General features: G+C 62.7%; 18 protein-coding genes, 1 tRNA gene and 1 riboswitch. Of the genes, 9 read left to right on the top strand and 10 right to left on the bottom strand.

The window, feature by feature from the left end; translation table 11 throughout:
* A complete protein-coding gene (locus GA829_RS18385; RefSeq protein ID WP_195174120.1) occupies positions 1-384 on the top strand; it encodes a RidA family protein in 384 nt (127 codons plus the stop codon).
* Positions 385-521: 137 nt separating this feature from the next.
* Positions 522-1,325, top strand: coding sequence for a creatininase family protein (locus GA829_RS18380; RefSeq protein ID WP_195174119.1), 804 nt, complete (start codon positions 522-524; stop codon positions 1,323-1,325).
* 4 nt (positions 1,326-1,329) lie between these two features.
* Here the strand turns inward: GA829_RS18380 and GA829_RS18375 are convergent, their stop codons facing one another.
* Positions 1,330-1,833, bottom strand: a complete 504-nt coding sequence (locus GA829_RS18375; RefSeq protein ID WP_195174118.1) for a tyrosine phosphatase family protein — start codon at positions 1,831-1,833, stop codon at positions 1,330-1,332.
* A complete protein-coding gene (gene cobD / locus GA829_RS18370; protein WP_195174117.1) occupies positions 1,833-2,885 on the bottom strand; it encodes a threonine-phosphate decarboxylase CobD in 1,053 nt (350 codons plus the stop codon). The genes GA829_RS18375 and cobD overlap by 1 nt, the downstream gene beginning before the upstream one ends.
* Between cobD and cbiB the strand changes: the two genes are divergently transcribed.
* Positions 2,884-3,852, top strand: a complete 969-nt coding sequence (gene cbiB / locus GA829_RS18365; RefSeq protein ID WP_195174116.1) for an adenosylcobinamide-phosphate synthase CbiB — start codon at positions 2,884-2,886, stop codon at positions 3,850-3,852. The two genes, cobD and cbiB, sit on opposite strands and share 2 nt — an antisense overlap.
* A 10-nt stretch (positions 3,853-3,862) precedes the next feature.
* Here the strand turns inward: cbiB and cobO are convergent, their stop codons facing one another.
* Genes cobO through GA829_RS18345 form a run of 4 tightly spaced genes read right to left on the bottom strand, consistent with a single transcriptional unit; the run spans position 3,863 to position 5,997 of the window.
* Positions 3,863-4,492 (bottom strand): cob(I)yrinic acid a,c-diamide adenosyltransferase, encoded by a 630-nt coding sequence (gene cobO / locus GA829_RS18360; RefSeq protein ID WP_195174115.1) that lies wholly within the window; start codon positions 4,490-4,492, stop codon positions 3,863-3,865.
* 1 nt (position 4,493) lies between these two features.
* A complete protein-coding gene (gene cobU / locus GA829_RS18355; RefSeq protein ID WP_195174114.1) occupies positions 4,494-5,006 on the bottom strand; it encodes a bifunctional adenosylcobinamide kinase/adenosylcobinamide-phosphate guanylyltransferase in 513 nt (170 codons plus the stop codon).
* Positions 4,999-5,802 carry a CbtA family protein gene (locus GA829_RS18350; RefSeq protein WP_195174113.1) on the bottom strand — a complete coding sequence of 268 codons (804 nt, stop codon included), beginning with the start codon at positions 5,800-5,802 and terminating at the stop codon, positions 4,999-5,001. Before GA829_RS18350 ends, cobU begins: the two co-directional genes overlap by 8 nt.
* Positions 5,803-5,817: 15 nt before the next feature.
* On the bottom strand, positions 5,818-5,997 hold the full coding sequence (locus tag GA829_RS18345; protein ID WP_195174112.1) for a CbtB domain-containing protein: 180 nt from the start codon (positions 5,995-5,997) through the stop codon (positions 5,818-5,820).
* 36 nt (positions 5,998-6,033) lie between these two features.
* A riboswitch (cobalamin riboswitch) is annotated at positions 6,034-6,230 on the bottom strand.
* Positions 6,231-6,367: 137 nt separating this feature from the next.
* On the opposite strand from GA829_RS18345, the gene GA829_RS18340 reads away from it, so the two are divergent.
* Positions 6,368-7,564, top strand: coding sequence for an aromatic ring-hydroxylating oxygenase subunit alpha (locus GA829_RS18340; RefSeq protein ID WP_258051693.1), 1,197 nt, complete (start codon positions 6,368-6,370; stop codon positions 7,562-7,564).
* Between the two features lie 4 nt (positions 7,565-7,568).
* On the opposite strand, the gene GA829_RS18335 is transcribed toward GA829_RS18340, so the two are convergent.
* Positions 7,569-8,768: an MFS transporter gene (locus GA829_RS18335; protein ID WP_195174111.1), complete on the bottom strand. Its 1,200-nt coding sequence runs from the start codon at positions 8,766-8,768 to the stop codon at positions 7,569-7,571.
* Positions 8,769-9,042: 274 nt separating this feature from the next.
* Here GA829_RS18335 and GA829_RS18330 point away from each other — a divergent pair, with 274 nt between their 5' ends.
* Entirely contained in the window at positions 9,043-10,035 is a 993-nt protein-coding gene (locus GA829_RS18330; protein WP_195174110.1) for an acetyltransferase domain-containing protein, read from the top strand.
* On the top strand, positions 10,032-10,508 hold the full coding sequence (locus tag GA829_RS18325) for a methyltransferase family protein (protein WP_195174109.1): 477 nt from the start codon (positions 10,032-10,034) through the stop codon (positions 10,506-10,508). The genes GA829_RS18330 and GA829_RS18325 overlap by 4 nt, the downstream gene beginning before the upstream one ends.
* A 19-nt stretch (positions 10,509-10,527) precedes the next feature.
* Here the strand turns inward: GA829_RS18325 and GA829_RS18320 are convergent, their stop codons facing one another.
* Together GA829_RS18320 and mgtE are read right to left on the bottom strand one after the other, a co-directional pair.
* Complete coding sequence (locus GA829_RS18320; protein ID WP_195174108.1) at positions 10,528-10,914, bottom strand: MerR family transcriptional regulator; 387 nt, start codon at positions 10,912-10,914, stop codon at positions 10,528-10,530.
* Positions 10,915-11,088: 174 nt separating this feature from the next.
* On the bottom strand, positions 11,089-12,507 hold the full coding sequence (gene mgtE / locus GA829_RS18315; protein ID WP_195174107.1) for a magnesium transporter: 1,419 nt from the start codon (positions 12,505-12,507) through the stop codon (positions 11,089-11,091).
* 361 nt (positions 12,508-12,868) lie between these two features.
* Here mgtE and GA829_RS18310 point away from each other — a divergent pair, with 361 nt between their 5' ends.
* The 3 genes from GA829_RS18310 to GA829_RS18300 are packed head-to-tail and all read left to right on the top strand — an operon-like array spanning position 12,869 to position 15,848.
* Positions 12,869-13,723, top strand: coding sequence for a MipA/OmpV family protein (locus GA829_RS18310; RefSeq protein WP_195174106.1), 855 nt, complete (start codon positions 12,869-12,871; stop codon positions 13,721-13,723).
* Positions 13,724-13,740: 17 nt separating this feature from the next.
* Positions 13,741-14,526 (top strand): response regulator transcription factor, encoded by a 786-nt coding sequence (locus GA829_RS18305; protein ID WP_374940357.1) that lies wholly within the window; start codon positions 13,741-13,743, stop codon positions 14,524-14,526.
* The gene (locus tag GA829_RS18300; protein ID WP_195174104.1) at positions 14,523-15,848 is read left to right on the top strand and encodes an ATP-binding protein; all 1,326 of its coding nucleotides are present in this window, start codon (positions 14,523-14,525) and stop codon (positions 15,846-15,848) included. Before GA829_RS18305 ends, GA829_RS18300 begins: the two co-directional genes overlap by 4 nt.
* 82 nt (positions 15,849-15,930) lie before the next feature.
* Here the strand turns inward: GA829_RS18300 and GA829_RS18295 are convergent.
* A tRNA-Leu gene (locus GA829_RS18295) sits at positions 15,931-16,015 on the bottom strand.
* Positions 16,016-16,158 lie beyond the last annotated feature (143 nt).

Genomic DNA, 16,158 nt, shown 5'->3' with positions numbered 1-16,158 from the left:
GTGTTCAAATTTCTCAAGCCAAAGTCGATCAAGCCTCCTTTCGCCCGTTACAGCCACGGCGTCGAAGTGCCGCCCGGAAAACGGCTGGTTTTGTGTTCCGGCCAGCTTGGCATCCGGCCCGACGATTTTGTTCCGGAAGATGCCGGCGCACAGACGGAGCTTTGCTTTGCCAACGTCGCCGCCATTCTCGGTGAAGCCGGATTGGGGTTGACGGATATCGTGCGCATCAATGCCTTCGTCTCCGACCGTGCCTATCTGCAAGCCTATATGGACGTCCGCAACCGGCTGTTCTCCGACCCCGCACCGGCCTCGACGCTTGTGATTGTCTCCGGATTCGCCCGGCCGGAATTCAAGGTCGAGGTGGAAGTGCTGGCGGCGGGGTGAGGATTGGTCGGTTTGACGGGCGCAAAGCCGCGAAATTGGCTTTCCAGGCGACGAACGCCTGAAGCCATGGCCAGGGGCCGGATCGACAGGCAGGCTTTGCCGCGCTAGGTCTGACCCGTCCAGCAAAGAGGCATGACATGACTGTTGCGAAGAAGCGCGTCTGGTGGGGCGACTACCGGACCACCGAATACGCCTCGATCGATCCGGAGGCGACGATCGCCGTACTGCCGGTGGCGGCGATCGAACAGCATGGTCCGCATCTGCCCGTCTCGACCGACACTTCGATCATGAATGGCATGCTCGACACCATGATCGCGCGCCTGCCTGATGATCTCGACATCCGCATCCTGCCTGTCCAGGCCGTCGGCAAATCGAACGAACACCTCCATGCGCCGGGAACCCTCACCCTGCCGGCGCCAACCCTGATCGAGGCCTGGACAGAACTTGGCCTGTCGATCGCGCGGGCCGGCATACGCAAGTTGATCGTCATCAACTCGCATGGCGGCAACGAAGAGATCATGGGCATCGTCACGCGCGAGTTGCGCGTGCGCGAAAAAATGCTGGCGGTAAAGACGAGCTGGCAACGCTTTGGCCGGCCGGCCGGCATGTACACCGAACTCGAAGACCGCCACGGCATCCATGGCGGCGATGTCGAGACATCGCTGATGCTGCATTTCCGGCCCGATCTCGTCGATATGAGCAAGGCCGACAATTTTGTGTCCAAGGTCGCCCGCGCCGAACAGGAATTCGCGCTGCTGCGCCACACCGGCACCCATGCCTTTGCCTGGATCGCCAGTGACCTCAATCCCAACGGAGTGGTTGGCGACGCCAGCATCGCCACCGCTGAAAAAGGCCGCCAGACGGCAGAGCATCAGGCCGACGGGTTCATCACCTTGCTCAGGGACGTGCGCAAGGCGAAGCTGGCGGAGTGGCTGGCGTAAACAGCTAGATTTTCAACACGAAGGGTTTGCCCTCGAAGGCATCCGCGCCGCGCCCGATCGCTTCGATCGCCTCGACCATGCGGCCCTTGCGGTCGAGCAGCATGTCGGCCACCGCGATCAGTCGCGGATTGGGGGTTGCCGACGGCGACAGCGCCCGCAATGTCTGCGCCAGTTCGGCCTCGTCGCGCTTCGGCGCCAGCGCCGCCGCGATAATATAGGCCGACGCCGTCGAGCGGCTGATGCCGGCGTAGCAATGCACCACCAGCGGTTTCGCGCGATCCCATCGCCGGGCAAAATCGAGCAGATTGCGGACATGCGCCTCACCCGGCATGGTCATGCCGTCCTGCGCTATCGCAATGTCGTGCATGACGAGGTGGAGATGATTTTCCCTGGTGATGGAAGCCGGGCGGACAACCTCGGTGCCGGCTGCGAGCAGCGACAACAGCCGCTCGGCCCCGGTCTTCGCCACGGTTTCCGGCATCTTCGCCAGTGAGCAGACATGGATCATCACATAGCTTCCTTTGCCTGATCGTCGCGCCGTACAGCCCATTCGGCAAGAGCCGATTGCAGCCGCTGCCATTCCTCCTCGATACCCGGCAGTCCGGCGCGCAGCACATGCGGCCGGTCAGCGAAATGGCGAAGCAGGATGCCGCGCTCACCCAGCGCGGCAAACAGGCCGCCGGCATCGGGCAGATGGAGATAGCGATAGAGTGTGGTGCCGCCCGCGACGGCAACGTCGGACCGGGCAAGCAGCGCATCGAGCCGTGCCGCTGCCGCCGACAACGATGCCCGCATCTCATCTTGCCAAGCGATGTCGGCAAGCGCGCGGATACCGTATTCCAGCGCCGGGCCCGCGACCGCCCAGGGCCCGAATTGTGTTTCCAGCCGTTCGACCGTCCGAGCATCGGACAAGGCAAAACCGAGCCGCAGGCCGGCCAGGCCGAAAAACTTGCCAAAGGAGCGCAGCACGACGATACCGCCTTGCCCGACATCGCCGGTCAGGCTTTCCCGGCGCGGCCCGACATCCATGAAAGCCTCGTCAACGACCAGCAAGCCGCCTTTGGCGCGCAACCTTTCGGCCATATAAAGCAATTTTTCGCGCGCCACGACGCGGCCGTCCGGATTGTTGGGATTGACGACGATGGCAAGGTCGGCGTCCGCCAGGGCCTCGAAATCATCAACCTCTGACACAGCGTGGCCGGCGATCGCCGCCGCGCGTGCGTGTTCGGCATAGGTTGGCCCCAGCACCAGCGCCTTGCCGGGGGCGATCAGCGAAGCGACGCGCGGCAAAAGGATCTGCGTGCCGGGCGCCGACACCACATTGGCCGGTGAAGGCGCGCCATAGGCATGCGCCGCCACTTCCGCCAGTTCGTGGGCACGCGCAGCCTCGGGCAACCGCGACAGCGCGGTGGCGGGCAACTCGAAAAGCGGGTAGGAGTGCGGGTTGATCCCGGTCGAGAGATCGACGAAAGGCTGCGGCGCCCGAGGGAAAAGCGCCCTCGCCCGACCAAGACTCCCGCCATGGTCCACCGCCGCCGTCGCTCCAGCAAGAAGCTTCATGTCAGTCCTGATCGCCTTTCTTTCATTGGTCGTCGAATTCGCTCTGGGCTACCCGGACGGGCTCTTCCGTGCCATCGGCCATCCCGTGACGTGGTTCGGCAGGCTGATATCCTTTCTCGACCGCACGCTCAACCGCGCCACTGATTCCGACGCGCTGCGTCGTCAACGTGGCGTCCTGGCGCTTCTGGTCATCGTTCTGCTTCCGGCGGCAATCGCCTTCGCGCTGCAAGCCCTGCTGTGGTTCATCCCTTCCGGCTTGATCATCACGGCCATCCTGGCAAGTTCGCTGCTGTCGCAGAAAAGCCTGTACGAACATGTCGAAGCCGTCGCCGACGCACTCGACACCGGTGGCCTCACCATGGGCCGTCTCGCCGTCTCGCGCATCGTTGGCCGCGATCCTGAAAAGCTTGACACCGCGGGCGTTAGCCGCGCGGCCATCGAAAGCCTGGCCGAGAACTTTTCCGACGGCATTGTCGCCCCCGCTTTCTGGACCGGCATTGGCGGCCTTGCCGGCGGCGTCGCCTACAAGGCCGCCAACACCGCCGATTCGATGATCGGCCACCGCACCCCGCGCCACGAAGCGTTCGGCTGGGCAGCAGCGCGTTTCGACGACCTCATCAACCTGCCGGCATCGCGGCTGACGGCATTGCTGATCGTGGCGGCTGCATTCCTCGTCAAAGGCGCCGACCCGAAATCCGCCTGGCAAGCGATCTGGCGCGATGCCAGGAAACATCGGTCCCCAAATGCCGGCTGGCCGGAAGCGGCTATGGCCGGCGCGCTCGGCCTGGCGCTCGCCGGCCCGCGCAGCTATGGCGGCGTCATGGTCGACGACGTGTTCATGGGCGAAGGCGGCCGCCGCGAGGTCGACAGCATCGACATCCGGCAAGCCCTGAAACTCTACCGGGCCGCCGACTTCCTCCTGATTGGCCTGTTCGGCGTGATTTCAGTTATTGTTATCGTGGCATAAGCCTTCGGCGTCAGAACTCGATGCCTTGCTGCGCCTTAACACCCGCCGAGAAATGATGCTTGGTGACACCCATCTCGGTGACCAGATCGGCGGCCTCGATCAAGGCTGGCTTGGCGTTGCGGCCGGTGACGACGACATGCAGGCCCTCGCGCCGGGCTTTCAGGGCGGCGACCACCTTGTCGAGATCGAGATAGTCATAACGCAGCGCGATGTTCAGCTCGTCGAGCACCAGCAGGCTGATCGACGGATCGGCCATGAGCTCCAGCACCTTTGCCCAGGCCGCTTCGGCGGCGGCAATGTCGCGCTTCAGATCCTGTGTTTCCCAGGTGAAGCCCTCACCCATCGCATGCCAGATCACGCGGTCGCCAAAGGCGGCGAAGGCATCCTTCTCGCCGGTATGCCACTTGCCCTTGATGAACTGGACGACGCCGACACGCTTGCCGTAGCCGAGCATGCGGAGCGCCAGCCCAAAGGCGGCGGTGGTCTTGCCCTTGCCTGGGCCAGTGTTGACGATCAGCAGCCCTTTCTCGACGGTCTTCCCGGCAACCTCGGCATCCTGCACGGCCTTGCGCTTGGCCATCTTGGCGCGGTGGCGCTCCTCGTCCTTCTCGTCGATGATCTTGTTTTCGATATCGGTCATCTCATTTCACCTTGAGCGGCAGCCCTGCCACCATCAGCAGCACCGTGCTGGCAACCGCCGCGACCTGCTGGTTGAGCCGGCCCGCGGCATCGCGGAAGCGCCTTGCCAATGCATTGTCCGGCACGATGCCTTGCCCGACCTCATTGGAAACCACGAACCACGGCCCGCGTGGCCGCGACAGCACATCGGTCAGTCGCCGGCATTCCCCTTCGAGATCATGTTCGGCCAGCATGTGGTTGGTAAGCCACAGGGTCAGGCAGTCGAGCAGCAGCGGCTGATTGTCCGGCAAGGCATCGAGAGCGCCGGCAAGATCGAGCGGCGCGTCGGTGGTCGCCCAGCCCTCGCCTCGGCGCGAGCGGTGCAGCGCGATGCGCTCGCGCATCTCATCATCATAGGCTTCGGCCGTCGCGATATAGGTCCATGGCGCCGGCTGAGCCGTCACCAGGGTTTCGGCATGCGCGCTCTTGCCGGAGCGCGCCCCGCCAATGATGAAGGTCAGCTTGTTTTCAGGCAAAGCTGTCGCGCAGGCTGGTCGCAGCGCCGGTGAAGCGTCCGCGTACGACGCCGACAACAGCGCCAAGCACCAGCCAGAACACCAGATTGGTCAGCGTCACCGCCACCACGAACTGGTGGTGCAGGCCTTCCGGGATCGGCGTCTCGAAGCTGTCGGGCTGCGGCGCACCAACGATGTGCGGTGCGACGATCAGCAAGACGGCAAGGATGGCCAGAGGCAGCGACTTGCGGAACGCAATCAGGCCAAGCCCGATCGCCGTCGCCACTGCTGTTGCAGTCCACCATATCTGGCGCGGGAGCAACTCGGCCGCCGGCATCGCCGGCAGTTCGGGTTGCAGGCCGAGGCCCGGCGCCAACGTGAACACGGCAAAGCCGGCAAGACCCGAGAACACGCCTTGGCGCCAGTTGCCGATGCCGCCGGCGAATTCGGAAACCGCGACCAGGATCAGGGCGAAACCAATACCGGTGGCGACATTGAAAAGCGCACTAAAGGCATGGCGCTCAAAACCGTCAGCCGGCTCCCATCCTTCATCTTCGTGCTCGGCGGCAGATGCCGCGGCCGGCGCCATGCTCATGGTGCTGGCGGCGGGTTCGGTGGTGCTGGCGGCGGCATTGGTGCCTGCGGCGTTTTCTGCGGGAGCCACGGCATGGACGTGCTCGTGGCCGCCGGCCTTTTCAAAAACTTCCGCCTGCAGGATCAGCGGATCAGTAGCAAAAGCCTGCATGCAGGCGAGAACGACGCCAGCCACAAGCCCGGCGATCGCCGCGATGAACACGACGTTACGAAACAGGTTCATGATGTCAAATCCTCGTCAGTGGCAGGGAAACGCCATTGAATGGCGATTGTCATGACCGGCATTGTGAACGGCATCGATGTGCGAGAAACCGACAAAGCCGATGACGAAAATGCCGAGCAGCGCGGAAAGCGCCAGCTGCATGAAACGCGACTGCGAAGAGACGGAGGTGCCGAGGGAAACGGAAGCGGTATTCATCTTTGTCCTTTCGCCCTCCACCCGAGGGCCTGTAAGTCAACTTCACCGTCGCCGGCAGGTCTCCTGGCTCACGGATTAGCGCCCTTCTCCACCTTCCCGAAGAAAAATCCTCAGTGGCATATGGAGAGGACTACCGCACACAGTTGCGGGGGCAGCCACGGCATTGAGCAAAAACTTTGCCCGCACCGCATTCCCTCTTGGCTCCAAACGGAACCGACGACAGCGCGACTATAGGGAAATTCGCCGCGCCCGGCAAACCAAATTCCGCCGGGTAACAGCGCGAATGCGCCATGGCGAAAACCGCCGCCCACAGCGCAATTGACAAACTTCATGGCCGGGTGTCGGGTCAAGGTCCAACAGGAAGCCAGCCATGCAGCCCCCAGTCCTGCAGCCCCCAGTCCTGCAGCCTATAGCCAGCGAGCGCGCCCCCTATAACGGACTGACCAAGGCCGAACAGACGCTGCCGTCGTCGGCCTATTGGGATGCGGACAATTATCAGCGCGATCTCGACGCGATCTGGTACAAGGATTGGCTGCTCGTCTGCCGCGAGGCCGACCTTGCCCAGCCGCTGGCTTTCCGCACTTTCCGCATCGGAACGCAGGAAGTCGTCGTGCTGCGCGACGATACCGGGGTGCTGCGCGCCTTCCACAACACCTGCCGTCATCGCGGCTCGCAGCTTTGCCAGGAAAGCGAAGGGCGGCTGAAGGCACGGTTGATCACCTGTCCTTACCACGCCTGGTCCTATTCGCTGCGCGGGGACCTCGTGCGCGTGCCGTCGAAATCGCTTCCCGACGGTTTCGACAAGGCCGATCATCCGCTGTATCGGGTGGCGCTGTCGGTGTGGCGCGGCTTTGTCTTCGTCAATCTCGCTGAAGACGCAGCCGGTTCGGCGCAAGCCGCTTTTGACCCCGCCTCCGGCGATCTCTGCAACTGGCCGCTCGAAACGCTGGTCAGCGGCCACGTGCTGCGCAAGGTGATGAACTGCAACTGGAAGATCTTCTGGGAAAACTTCAACGAGTGCCTGCATTGCCCGGGCGTCCACAAGGACCTGTCGCGGCTGGTGCCGATCTATGGCCGTGGCTTGATGGGCCGTCACGATGATCCCGAATGGGCGCGCCACGCCGACAACGACGCGCCGGAGTTTTCCGGCGGCCTGCGCGACGGGGCGCAAACCTGGTCGAGCGATGGCCAGGCGCATGGCCCGGTCTTTGCCGGGCTGACGCCCGCCGAGCACGCCGCCGGCCAGACCTACGCTACCAGCCTGCCGTCAATGTTCATCGTTGGCCATGTCGACTATGTCAGGTCAGTGCGGCTGGTGCCGCTCGGCCCCGAACAGACCGAGCTGACCGCCGAGTGGCTGTTCGCGCCGGACGCGCTTGCCGCGACCGACATCGACAACATCATCACCTTCGGCACGCAGGTGCTGGAGGAGGATGCCGCTATCTGCGAGGTCAACCAGAAAGGCCTGCGCTCGATGCGCCATCAGGCAGGCGTACTGATGCCCGAGGAATACGACCTGCATCGCTTCCACAACTGGGTGCGCGATCGCCATCAGGCAGCACTGTAAGGCCTTAAAGCGACTTGGGCAGATAGCGCCAGGTCACAAAACCGCAGATCGCCGCCAGGATGCCAAGCGTGGCGAAGACCGAGCCCAACCCGAAGAACGCCAGCACCACCGAATAGACCAGCGGCGGTGTCAGTTCGGAAAAGTCGAGATAGGTGCGATAGACCGCCGCCATCTGCGCGCGCTCGTAGGAGCGTACCGAGCGCATGAAGGCGGTTGAGCCGAGCGCGTCAAGCGCGATGGTGAAAAAGGCGCCGCACAGCAGGAAGGCGCCGGTGAGCAGCGGCACGCTCTCGCCGACGAAGCCGGCGGCCAGCAGCGCGATCGACATGGCGAAATAGGCAAATGTCATGGTGCGGCGGCCACCAAAACGCTGTCCGGCCTTGCCCCAGAAGATCGCCATGAACAGCAGCGCATTGCCGGCGGAAACCAGCAGGCCACCGGCGAGCTTGCCCTCACCGGTAATGACCATGAACAGCGGTCCGTAGACGAAGAACGTCGTCCAGAAACAGGACCGGCCGAAGGCAATCAGCCAGGCCAGCCGTAGCCTTGGTTGGCTGATGAAGCGGCCAATATTGGCGAGCGGATTGGCGGGCCGTGTCTTGCCTGGCCGGATCGACTGGTTGTCGCTGAGCCGGTAGAACCAGAACAGCGCCAGCAGGATCATGGCGAAGACCGCGACCGCGCCATGCGCGGCATAGATGCCGAAGCGTGTGTAGAGAAAGATGCCGAGCGTCGGCCCGCCCGTCCAGGCGAACATCGACCAGGCCATGCGCAGCGATTCGGCTTGCATGAAGTCGGTCTTGCGGATGTGGTCCATGATGTAGAGGTTGAGCGTGATCGACAAGGCGCTGGCGCCCATGACGCGGCAGAGCATGCCGGCCAGTTGCCCGGCAAGCGTATGGGTAACGAAGAACAGCGAACCGATGGCGAGCAGGCATGCGCCTGCGGTATAGACCCAGCGCCGGGCAAATCGCCGGATCAGCATCGGCATGAACAGCGTGACCGACAGGCCGAGCATCGCCACGATGGTGTAGAGGATCGAGACGATCTGCTCGTTGTGGAGGATTTCATAGGCCTGGATCGGAATGACGCTCGACACCGTGGCGCGGGCAAAGGATTCGACCGCATAGAGCGAGGCAAAGGTGCGGGCATCCGCCGGCCGCAGGGCCGGGAGCCAGATCGGATGGCGCACATGGGTGGACATCGCTCTCCCCAAAGCAGAATCGTCGGTTGAAATCTGCCGTGGCGGTATTGGCGCCGGTAACAGGAAACCGACGCCTTCCCGGCAAAAAGCGAAGCCGGCCAAAGGCTTTCCCGCACTGGCCTAAAGCGGCCGTGCAGCAATCGTCGGAGGCGGAGAGGAAGCCAGGCGGCGACCCTCATCACGGCATCGGCACCACAGCCTTGCCCGGCCTGCTTCTTTTGTGCGGGGCAACCGTGATAGCAATCCTGCAAAGCCTGAATCAGATTGCGAGACCATGAGCATCCAGACCGCCCCTGACACTGTGCAGCCCAAACGCATCGTCGCCATCGACGTGCTGCGCGGCATCGCCCTGCTTGCCATGGCGAGCTACCACTTCACCTGGGATCTCGAGTTCTTCGGCTATACCGATCCGGGCCTGACGGCCTTCGGCTTGTGGAAGATTTATGCGCGTTGCATCGCCTCGACCTTCCTGTTCCTGGTCGGCGTCAGCCTGTTCCTCGCCCACAACAGGCAAATCCGCTGGAACGGCTTCTTGAAACGTTTCGCCATGGTCGCCGGAGCAGCGATCGCGATATCGATCGCCACCCGCATCGCCACGCCGGACGGTTTCATCTTCTTCGGCATCCTGCATGAGATTGCGCTGGCCAGCCTGCTCGGCCTGGCATTCCTGCGGTTGCCGGCGCTGCTGACGCTGTTGGCGGCGGCATTGGTCATCGCCGCTCCCGTCTATCTGCGGTTTGATTCCTTCGACCACCCGGCGCTCTGGTGGGTCGGACTGTCGGCAATCAATCCGCGCTCCAACGATTACGTTCCGCTGTTTCCGTGGTTTGGCGCCGTGCTTCTCGGCATCGCCACGGCGAAACTTGCCTCCGGTGCCGGTGTGCTGGCGCGATTGGCGAATTTGGCGCCGGGCCGATGGGCAAACCCGCTCGTCTTCATCGGCCGACACAGCCTGGCCTTCTACCTGATCCACCAGCCCTTGATGATCGGCTGCGTGTGGCTGTTCTCGCAAGTCATGCCGGCCCGGGTCGAAACCCCGCAGGTGCAATTCCTCAAAACCTGCCAGATGTCGTGCGAACAGTCGCGCGACACGGAATTCTGTTCGAGCTACTGTGTCTGCATGCTCGACACGCTTGAGGGCGAAGCCACGCTTGATAAGCTCTACAAGGGTGACCAGAGTCCGGCATGGAAGGCGCATCTGTCCGACCTCGCCGGCGCCTGCACCGCCAAGACCGAGAGCAAGATGACGGAGGGAGGGCAGCAATGACCGACAGCCAGCCGAAGCTTGGGATCATACCGTGGCCGCCGGTGATCTATGCCGCCGCCATCCTCATCAGCATCCTGCTTGGCCTCTACGTCCCGCTGCCATGGATCGGCGACCTTCTGGGCGACATCCTGTTCGCCGCCGGCTGGGTGGCGCTGTTTGGCGCGGCAGCGCTCTGGTTCACCGCGATCCGCGCCATGATGCGCGCAAAAACCACGCTGAGCCCAACCGCCGTGCCCGACCATCTGGTTACATCGGGCCCGTTCGGCATCACCCGCAACCCGATCTATCTGGCCCTGACGCTGATGCTGATCGGCGTTGCCTTCGTCTCCGGCATTGCCTGGTTCCTGCTGATGGCGTTCATCGCCGCCTTCGCCACGCAAAAAGTCACGATCGAGGGCGAGGAAAAAATCCTGACGGCGAAATTCGGCAAGAAATACCGCGACTATGCCAAACGGGTGCGGCGCTGGATTTAGGCAGCTCTGCCCTGTAACGCTAGGTGTTGACGCCGAGCTCCACCAGCCGCTCGACGCAGGACTCTTCGGCCTGATCGAGCTCGGCCAAGGTCTCCTCAAGGTCCCGGCGCTTCTGCCTGAGATCCTCGCGCTTTTCCTCGATCCGCTTGATCATCAGGTTGAGTTGGCCGACCTCGCCGGGCGGCGCCTTGTACATCTGGATGATTTCGCGGATCTCGTTGATCGAGAAGCCGAGCCTTTTTCCGCGCATGATCTGGCGAATGAGGTGCCGATCCGATGGGCGAAACAGCCGCGTGCGGCCGCGCCGCACCGGCTGCACCAGCCCCTCATCCTCATAGAAGCGCAGCGTCCGCGTCGACACGTCGAATTCGCGGGTCAGCTCTGTGATCGAATAGTATTCCCGCATAGCCACTCCCAATGCCTGAGCGTCGGCGTGCCACATTCTGCGGCATCGCCCTTCCGTCCGGCCAAAACCCATCCAATGCCGGAATCGGCATTGAACCCCAGCCGAGCGTCGCACGGCATTTACGTAAAAGTCAATTGAGGTGTCTTGCCACTGCGATCAACGAACCGGAGCCGGTCAAGGCACGGCGAACCACCATGTCGCGAGGCCGAGAAAGGCAAAGAAGCCGACGACATCGGTGACCGTGGTGACGAACACCGCTGAAGCCACGGCCGGATCGATCTTGAACCGGTCGAGCAACAGCGGGATCAGGATGCCGGCCAGGGCCGCCACGAACATGTTGATGATCATCGCCGCGGCAATGATGCCGCCCAGATTGGGGTCGCGGAACCAGGCCGCCGCGACGATGCCGATCAGGACGGCGAAGATGATGCCGTTGATGAAGCCCACCCCCATTTCGCGGCGAATGATGCGGCTGGCATTGTAGATGTCGATATCCTTGGTCGCCAACGCCCGCACCGTGACGGTCATGGTCTGCGAGCCCGCGTTGCCGCCCATGCCGGCCACGATCGGCATCAGCACCGCCAGCGCCACGATATGCTCGATCGTGCGGTCGAACAGGCTGATCACCGATGCGGCCAGGAAGGCCGTCAGAAGATTGATCAGCAGCCATGGCACGCGCGAGCGCGAGGTGGAAAGGATGCTGTCGGAGAGCTCTTCGTCACCGACACCGCCCATGCGCATCAGATCTTCCTCGGCTTCCTGCTGGATGACGTCGACCACGTCGTCGATGGTCAGCACGCCGACCAGCCGCTCGTTCTCGTCGACGACGGCGGCCGAGAGCAGATCGTATTGCTCGAAATCGCGCGCCGCCTCTTCCTGGTCCATGGTGGCCGGAATGGCATGCCGCGTCTCGTGCATGACCTCCTCGACCTTGACCGCGCGCTTGGCGCGCAGGATCTGATCAAGATCGATGGCGCCAAGCAGCTTGAAGGTCGGATCGATGACGAAGATCTGGCTGAAGCGCTCAGGAAGGTTCTTGTCCTCGCGCATGTAGTCGATGGTCTGGCCGATGGTCCAGAACGGCGGCACCGCCACGAACTCCGTCTGCATGCGGCGCCCGGCCGTCTCTTCCGGATAATCCAGGGACCGGCGCAGCCGGATCCGCTCGGTGAACGGCAGTTGCGACAGGATCTCGTCCTGATCCTCCTCGTCGAGATCCTCGAGGATGTAGACGGCGTCGTCGGAATCAAGTTCCTGCACCGCCTGCGCAATCTGCGCATTGGGCAGGTTGTCGACGATCTCCATGCGGATCGCTTCGTCGACCTCGGTCAGCGAAGAGAAATCGAAGTCGGCGCCCAGGAGTTCGACCAGCGCACGGCGCTGTTCGGGGTGAAGCGCTTCGAGCAGATCGCCCAGTTCCGACTGGTGCAGATCGTCGACTTCGCGCTTCAGCGTCAGCGTATCGCGATCGGCGATCGCCGCACCGATCTGGGCCAGAAACGACGCAAGGACAGCGCCATCCTCGCCATAGATATCGGCGTGGATATCGTCAGCGGCCTTGGCGCCGGCCGTCCGTTCGTCCTGACCTTCCACCAGCGCCTCCCACCATTCCCGAAAAGGTGCGCCTCAGGTCTAGAACATCACAGCTGAAAGTGGAAACCGGTTTTGGCGGAATCCGATGGCCAAACAAAACGATAGGACCACGGCACGATCAGGCTTGGCTGGCCGGAATGCCTTTTGTGTCAGCGGGAAAATGGGACTGTGCGGATGCGGCACCCAAAGCCTCGGTCCATCAAGAAAGAGCGCCGAATTTGATCAGCATTTCCCTCTTGGGAGCGCCAAGATGAAAACAAGATTGCGCAACAAAACTTAACCTCACTTAACGCATGCGGCCACTTTCAGCTGAAATAGTAAGGGCATCAGGGGCTAACCGCCTCGCTGCTCTGGAGCCCGCATGTTCAAGACAAATTCCGAAATGATTGCCGGTCGGACATCTCTCGCCGCGATGGCACTCGTGTTTCTGACGCATCCGGAGATCGCGCGGGCAGCCGACGCGATTGCCGTGAACGCCGACGACTTCAGCGCGCCGCCCGATCCGTCCCGTTTCGGCCGCATCGAACGGAAACTGTCCGACTGGCATGTCGTGCTCGGCGGCGGCGCCATCATCGCCCCCAAATATGAGGGCAGTGACGAATTCAAGATCATTCCCGTGCCTTTCATCTCGGCCACGTTTCTCGACACGGTGACGATCGATCCGACAGGCGCCACCATCCCTGTCTATCAGCAAGGCGCGTTCGAATTCAGCGCGCGGCTTGGCTATGAAATGGGCCGCAAGGAAGACGATTCCGATCGGCTGCGCGGCCTGGGGGATGTCGGCATGGGCGGGACCGCCGGCGCCAAGGCCTTGGTGAAGTTCGGCGCGGCCGAAATCTACGCGCAAATGGACAAGACCATAGGCGGCAGCGAGGGCCTGCTTGGCACGGTCGGCATCGAGCTGACGCAGCCCTTGTCCGAATCGCTGACAATCGGCGCCGGCGCATCCGCCGTGTTCGCCGACGAAAAGCACATGCAGGCCTATTTTGGCGTCAGTTCGGAACAATCGGCCCGTTCGGGGTTGGCGCGCTATGATGCCGGCGCCGGGTTTAAGCGCGCGGATTTCTCTATTTCCGCCACATATATGCTCAACGGGAACTGGATGGTGCGTGGCCAGGCGGGGGTCGGTGTTCTCACGGGTGACGCGGCTGACAGCCCGATCGTCGTCGACAAGATCCAGCCCTCGGGGATGCTTCTCGTCGGATATCGGTTCTGACGCCCGCACAGGGTAAAATGCAAGTTATGGCAAGCTCCGGTACCGCGCGGCAAAGGCACACGAGAGACTTGAGCGCCGAGCCCAGATCGGCAAGGCAAGGTTGGCATATCCTCATTGTCGAGGACGATCTCGAGATCGCGCGCATGCTGGGCGAGACGCTCACCGAAAACGGCATGACCGTGGAGATAGCAGAGAGCGGCGTCCGCATGAATGCCGCGCTTCGCTGCCAGAAATTCGATCTCATCGTACTCGACGTCATGTTGCCCGGTGAGAACGGGTTCAACATCTGCCGCCGCCTCCGTGCCCAGACCAACATCCCGATCCTGATGCTGACCGCGCTTGGCGAAGAAATCGACAGGATTTTCGGGCTGGAGATCGGCGCCGATGACTACGTCACGAAACCGTTCAGCGCCCGCGAACTGACGGCCAGGATACGGGCATTGCTGCGCCGGACCTCCTATGCCCCTGACGAACGGGACCGCTCCAAGGTGCTTTGCTTCAATGGCTGGCGCCTCGACCCGATACGCCGGCAACTGCATGACCCGACCCATGCGCGTGTTTCGACCACGACCCATGAATTCGACCTGTTGCTGGCGTTCTGCCGCAATGCGGGCCGGGTGCTTTCGCGTGAGGAACTTCTTGGCGTAACGCATGCCGGGCTTGCCGGCCCGATCGAACGAAGCGTCGATGTCCATGTCAGCCGGATCCGCCAGAAGATTGAAAAGGATGCGCGTGATCCGGTGCTTCTGAGGACGGTTCGGCTGGGCGGCTATATCTTTACCGCGACGGTGGAGGAGGCATGAGAGCCCTCATCCGCGACAGCTTGCTCCAGTCGGTGCGTGGGCAACTCGCGGCAATCATTCTCATCGCGGTGATTGTGATCATGTCGGCTGGATCGGCTATCGAGAGCTTTACAAAGAGCATCGACCTGCCGGTGATGGACGACAGCGGCAAACGAGCCGGCGTGATTGCCGCCTTGCTGCGCGAAACACCGGCGGAGGCTCGTGACATTATCCTGGCCGCTGCCGCTCGTTCGGGCCTGGATTTCAAGTTACTGCCGAAAAGCCAGATCGACAGCATTCCGACCTCCTACGCACCGTGGCGTAATATTGAATGGTTCTTCCGGCTGGGGAATGAACCGGTCGCCGGACGATGGCTTACGATCGGCGGTCAATACGCGTTTGTGCTTGACCTCGACCGGCAGTCCGTCCTGGCGCATTTCGGAATTCCCGAAACTTTGCTGACAACAGATTTCGTCCGTGCCCTGTTCTATAGATTCACGGCCTTCATCGCGTTGCCCGCCCTGATCTGGCTTTTCGCCGTCTGGGCCGTGACGGAGCCGCTGAAACGCATCTCGGCGGCTGTCGGCTCGGCGGAGATCGAGAATGGCGACGAGTTCTTCATCGAACGCGGCTCTGTCGAGATGGTTGGCCTGGCGCGCGCCTTGAACCGGATGAGAACGCGCATCAGGACGATGATCGAGAACCGCACGCGCATGCTGCGCAGTGTCAGCCACGATCTGCGCACGCCTTTGACCCGGCTGCGGCTCCGCGCCGAGCGCATGGACGACAGCCCGACCCGAACAGCGATATTGTCCGACGTGCAGCATATCGAAGACTTGATCGACGAGACCTTGACCTATCTGCGCAACGATGTGTCGACGGAGAAGCTGCAGCGTGCCGATATTGCCAGCGTGTTGCAGACCGTGTGCGCCGAATTCTCGGATGTCGGATTTTCGGTTTCATACTCGGGGCCGGACCGCCTTCCAGGCTGGTGCAAACCCAATGCGCTGGCGCGCGCGGTCACCAATCTCTGTGACAACGGGGTCAAATTCGCCGGCAATGTCACCGTCGCGTTGACGCCGACCGATACCGTGGCACGCATCGCGGTCAGCGATGACGGGCCGGGCATTCCGACAACGGTGCGCGCCCGTGTCTTCGAACCGTTCTTCAAGCAAGACATGGCTCGCGGCGTGACATCGAAGCATGGCTTCGGCCTTGGTCTCTCGATCGTTGCCGACATCATCCAGGGCCATGGCGGCAAGATCGAATTGGGCGACAACCACCCGACCGGGCTCGTCGTTACCGTCGACCTGCCAAATGGCCCGATTTCCCAACCGTCATAGGACGGCCGGACCGCGCCTGGCCTGACGATCACCGATCGCCTTGGCGGCGATTTCAGGATCTGGGAGGTTTCCTCGAAAAACTTGGTGCGGTCGAGAAGACTCGAACTTCCACGGGTTGCCCCACAGCGACCTCAACGCTGCGCGTCTACCAATTCCGCCACGACCGCACGTGGTAGGAGCCGGAACGAACCGGCTCGCGGCGTGTAGCAAATCGTTTCCGGCGAAACAAGTGCGCTACGAGCAATAATCGCCGCCGATTGGCATAACATTCCACAGGACCGGAATGAGCGGCCGGAACTGGACGTTTCGG

The sequence above is a fragment of the Mesorhizobium sp. INR15 genome (genome assembly GCF_015500075.1).
In the GTDB taxonomy this organism is placed as follows: domain Bacteria; phylum Pseudomonadota; class Alphaproteobacteria; order Rhizobiales; family Rhizobiaceae; genus Mesorhizobium.
The sequence above is the reverse complement of the archived record's forward strand: the minus strand, read 5'-3'. Positions and strand labels throughout refer to the sequence as shown.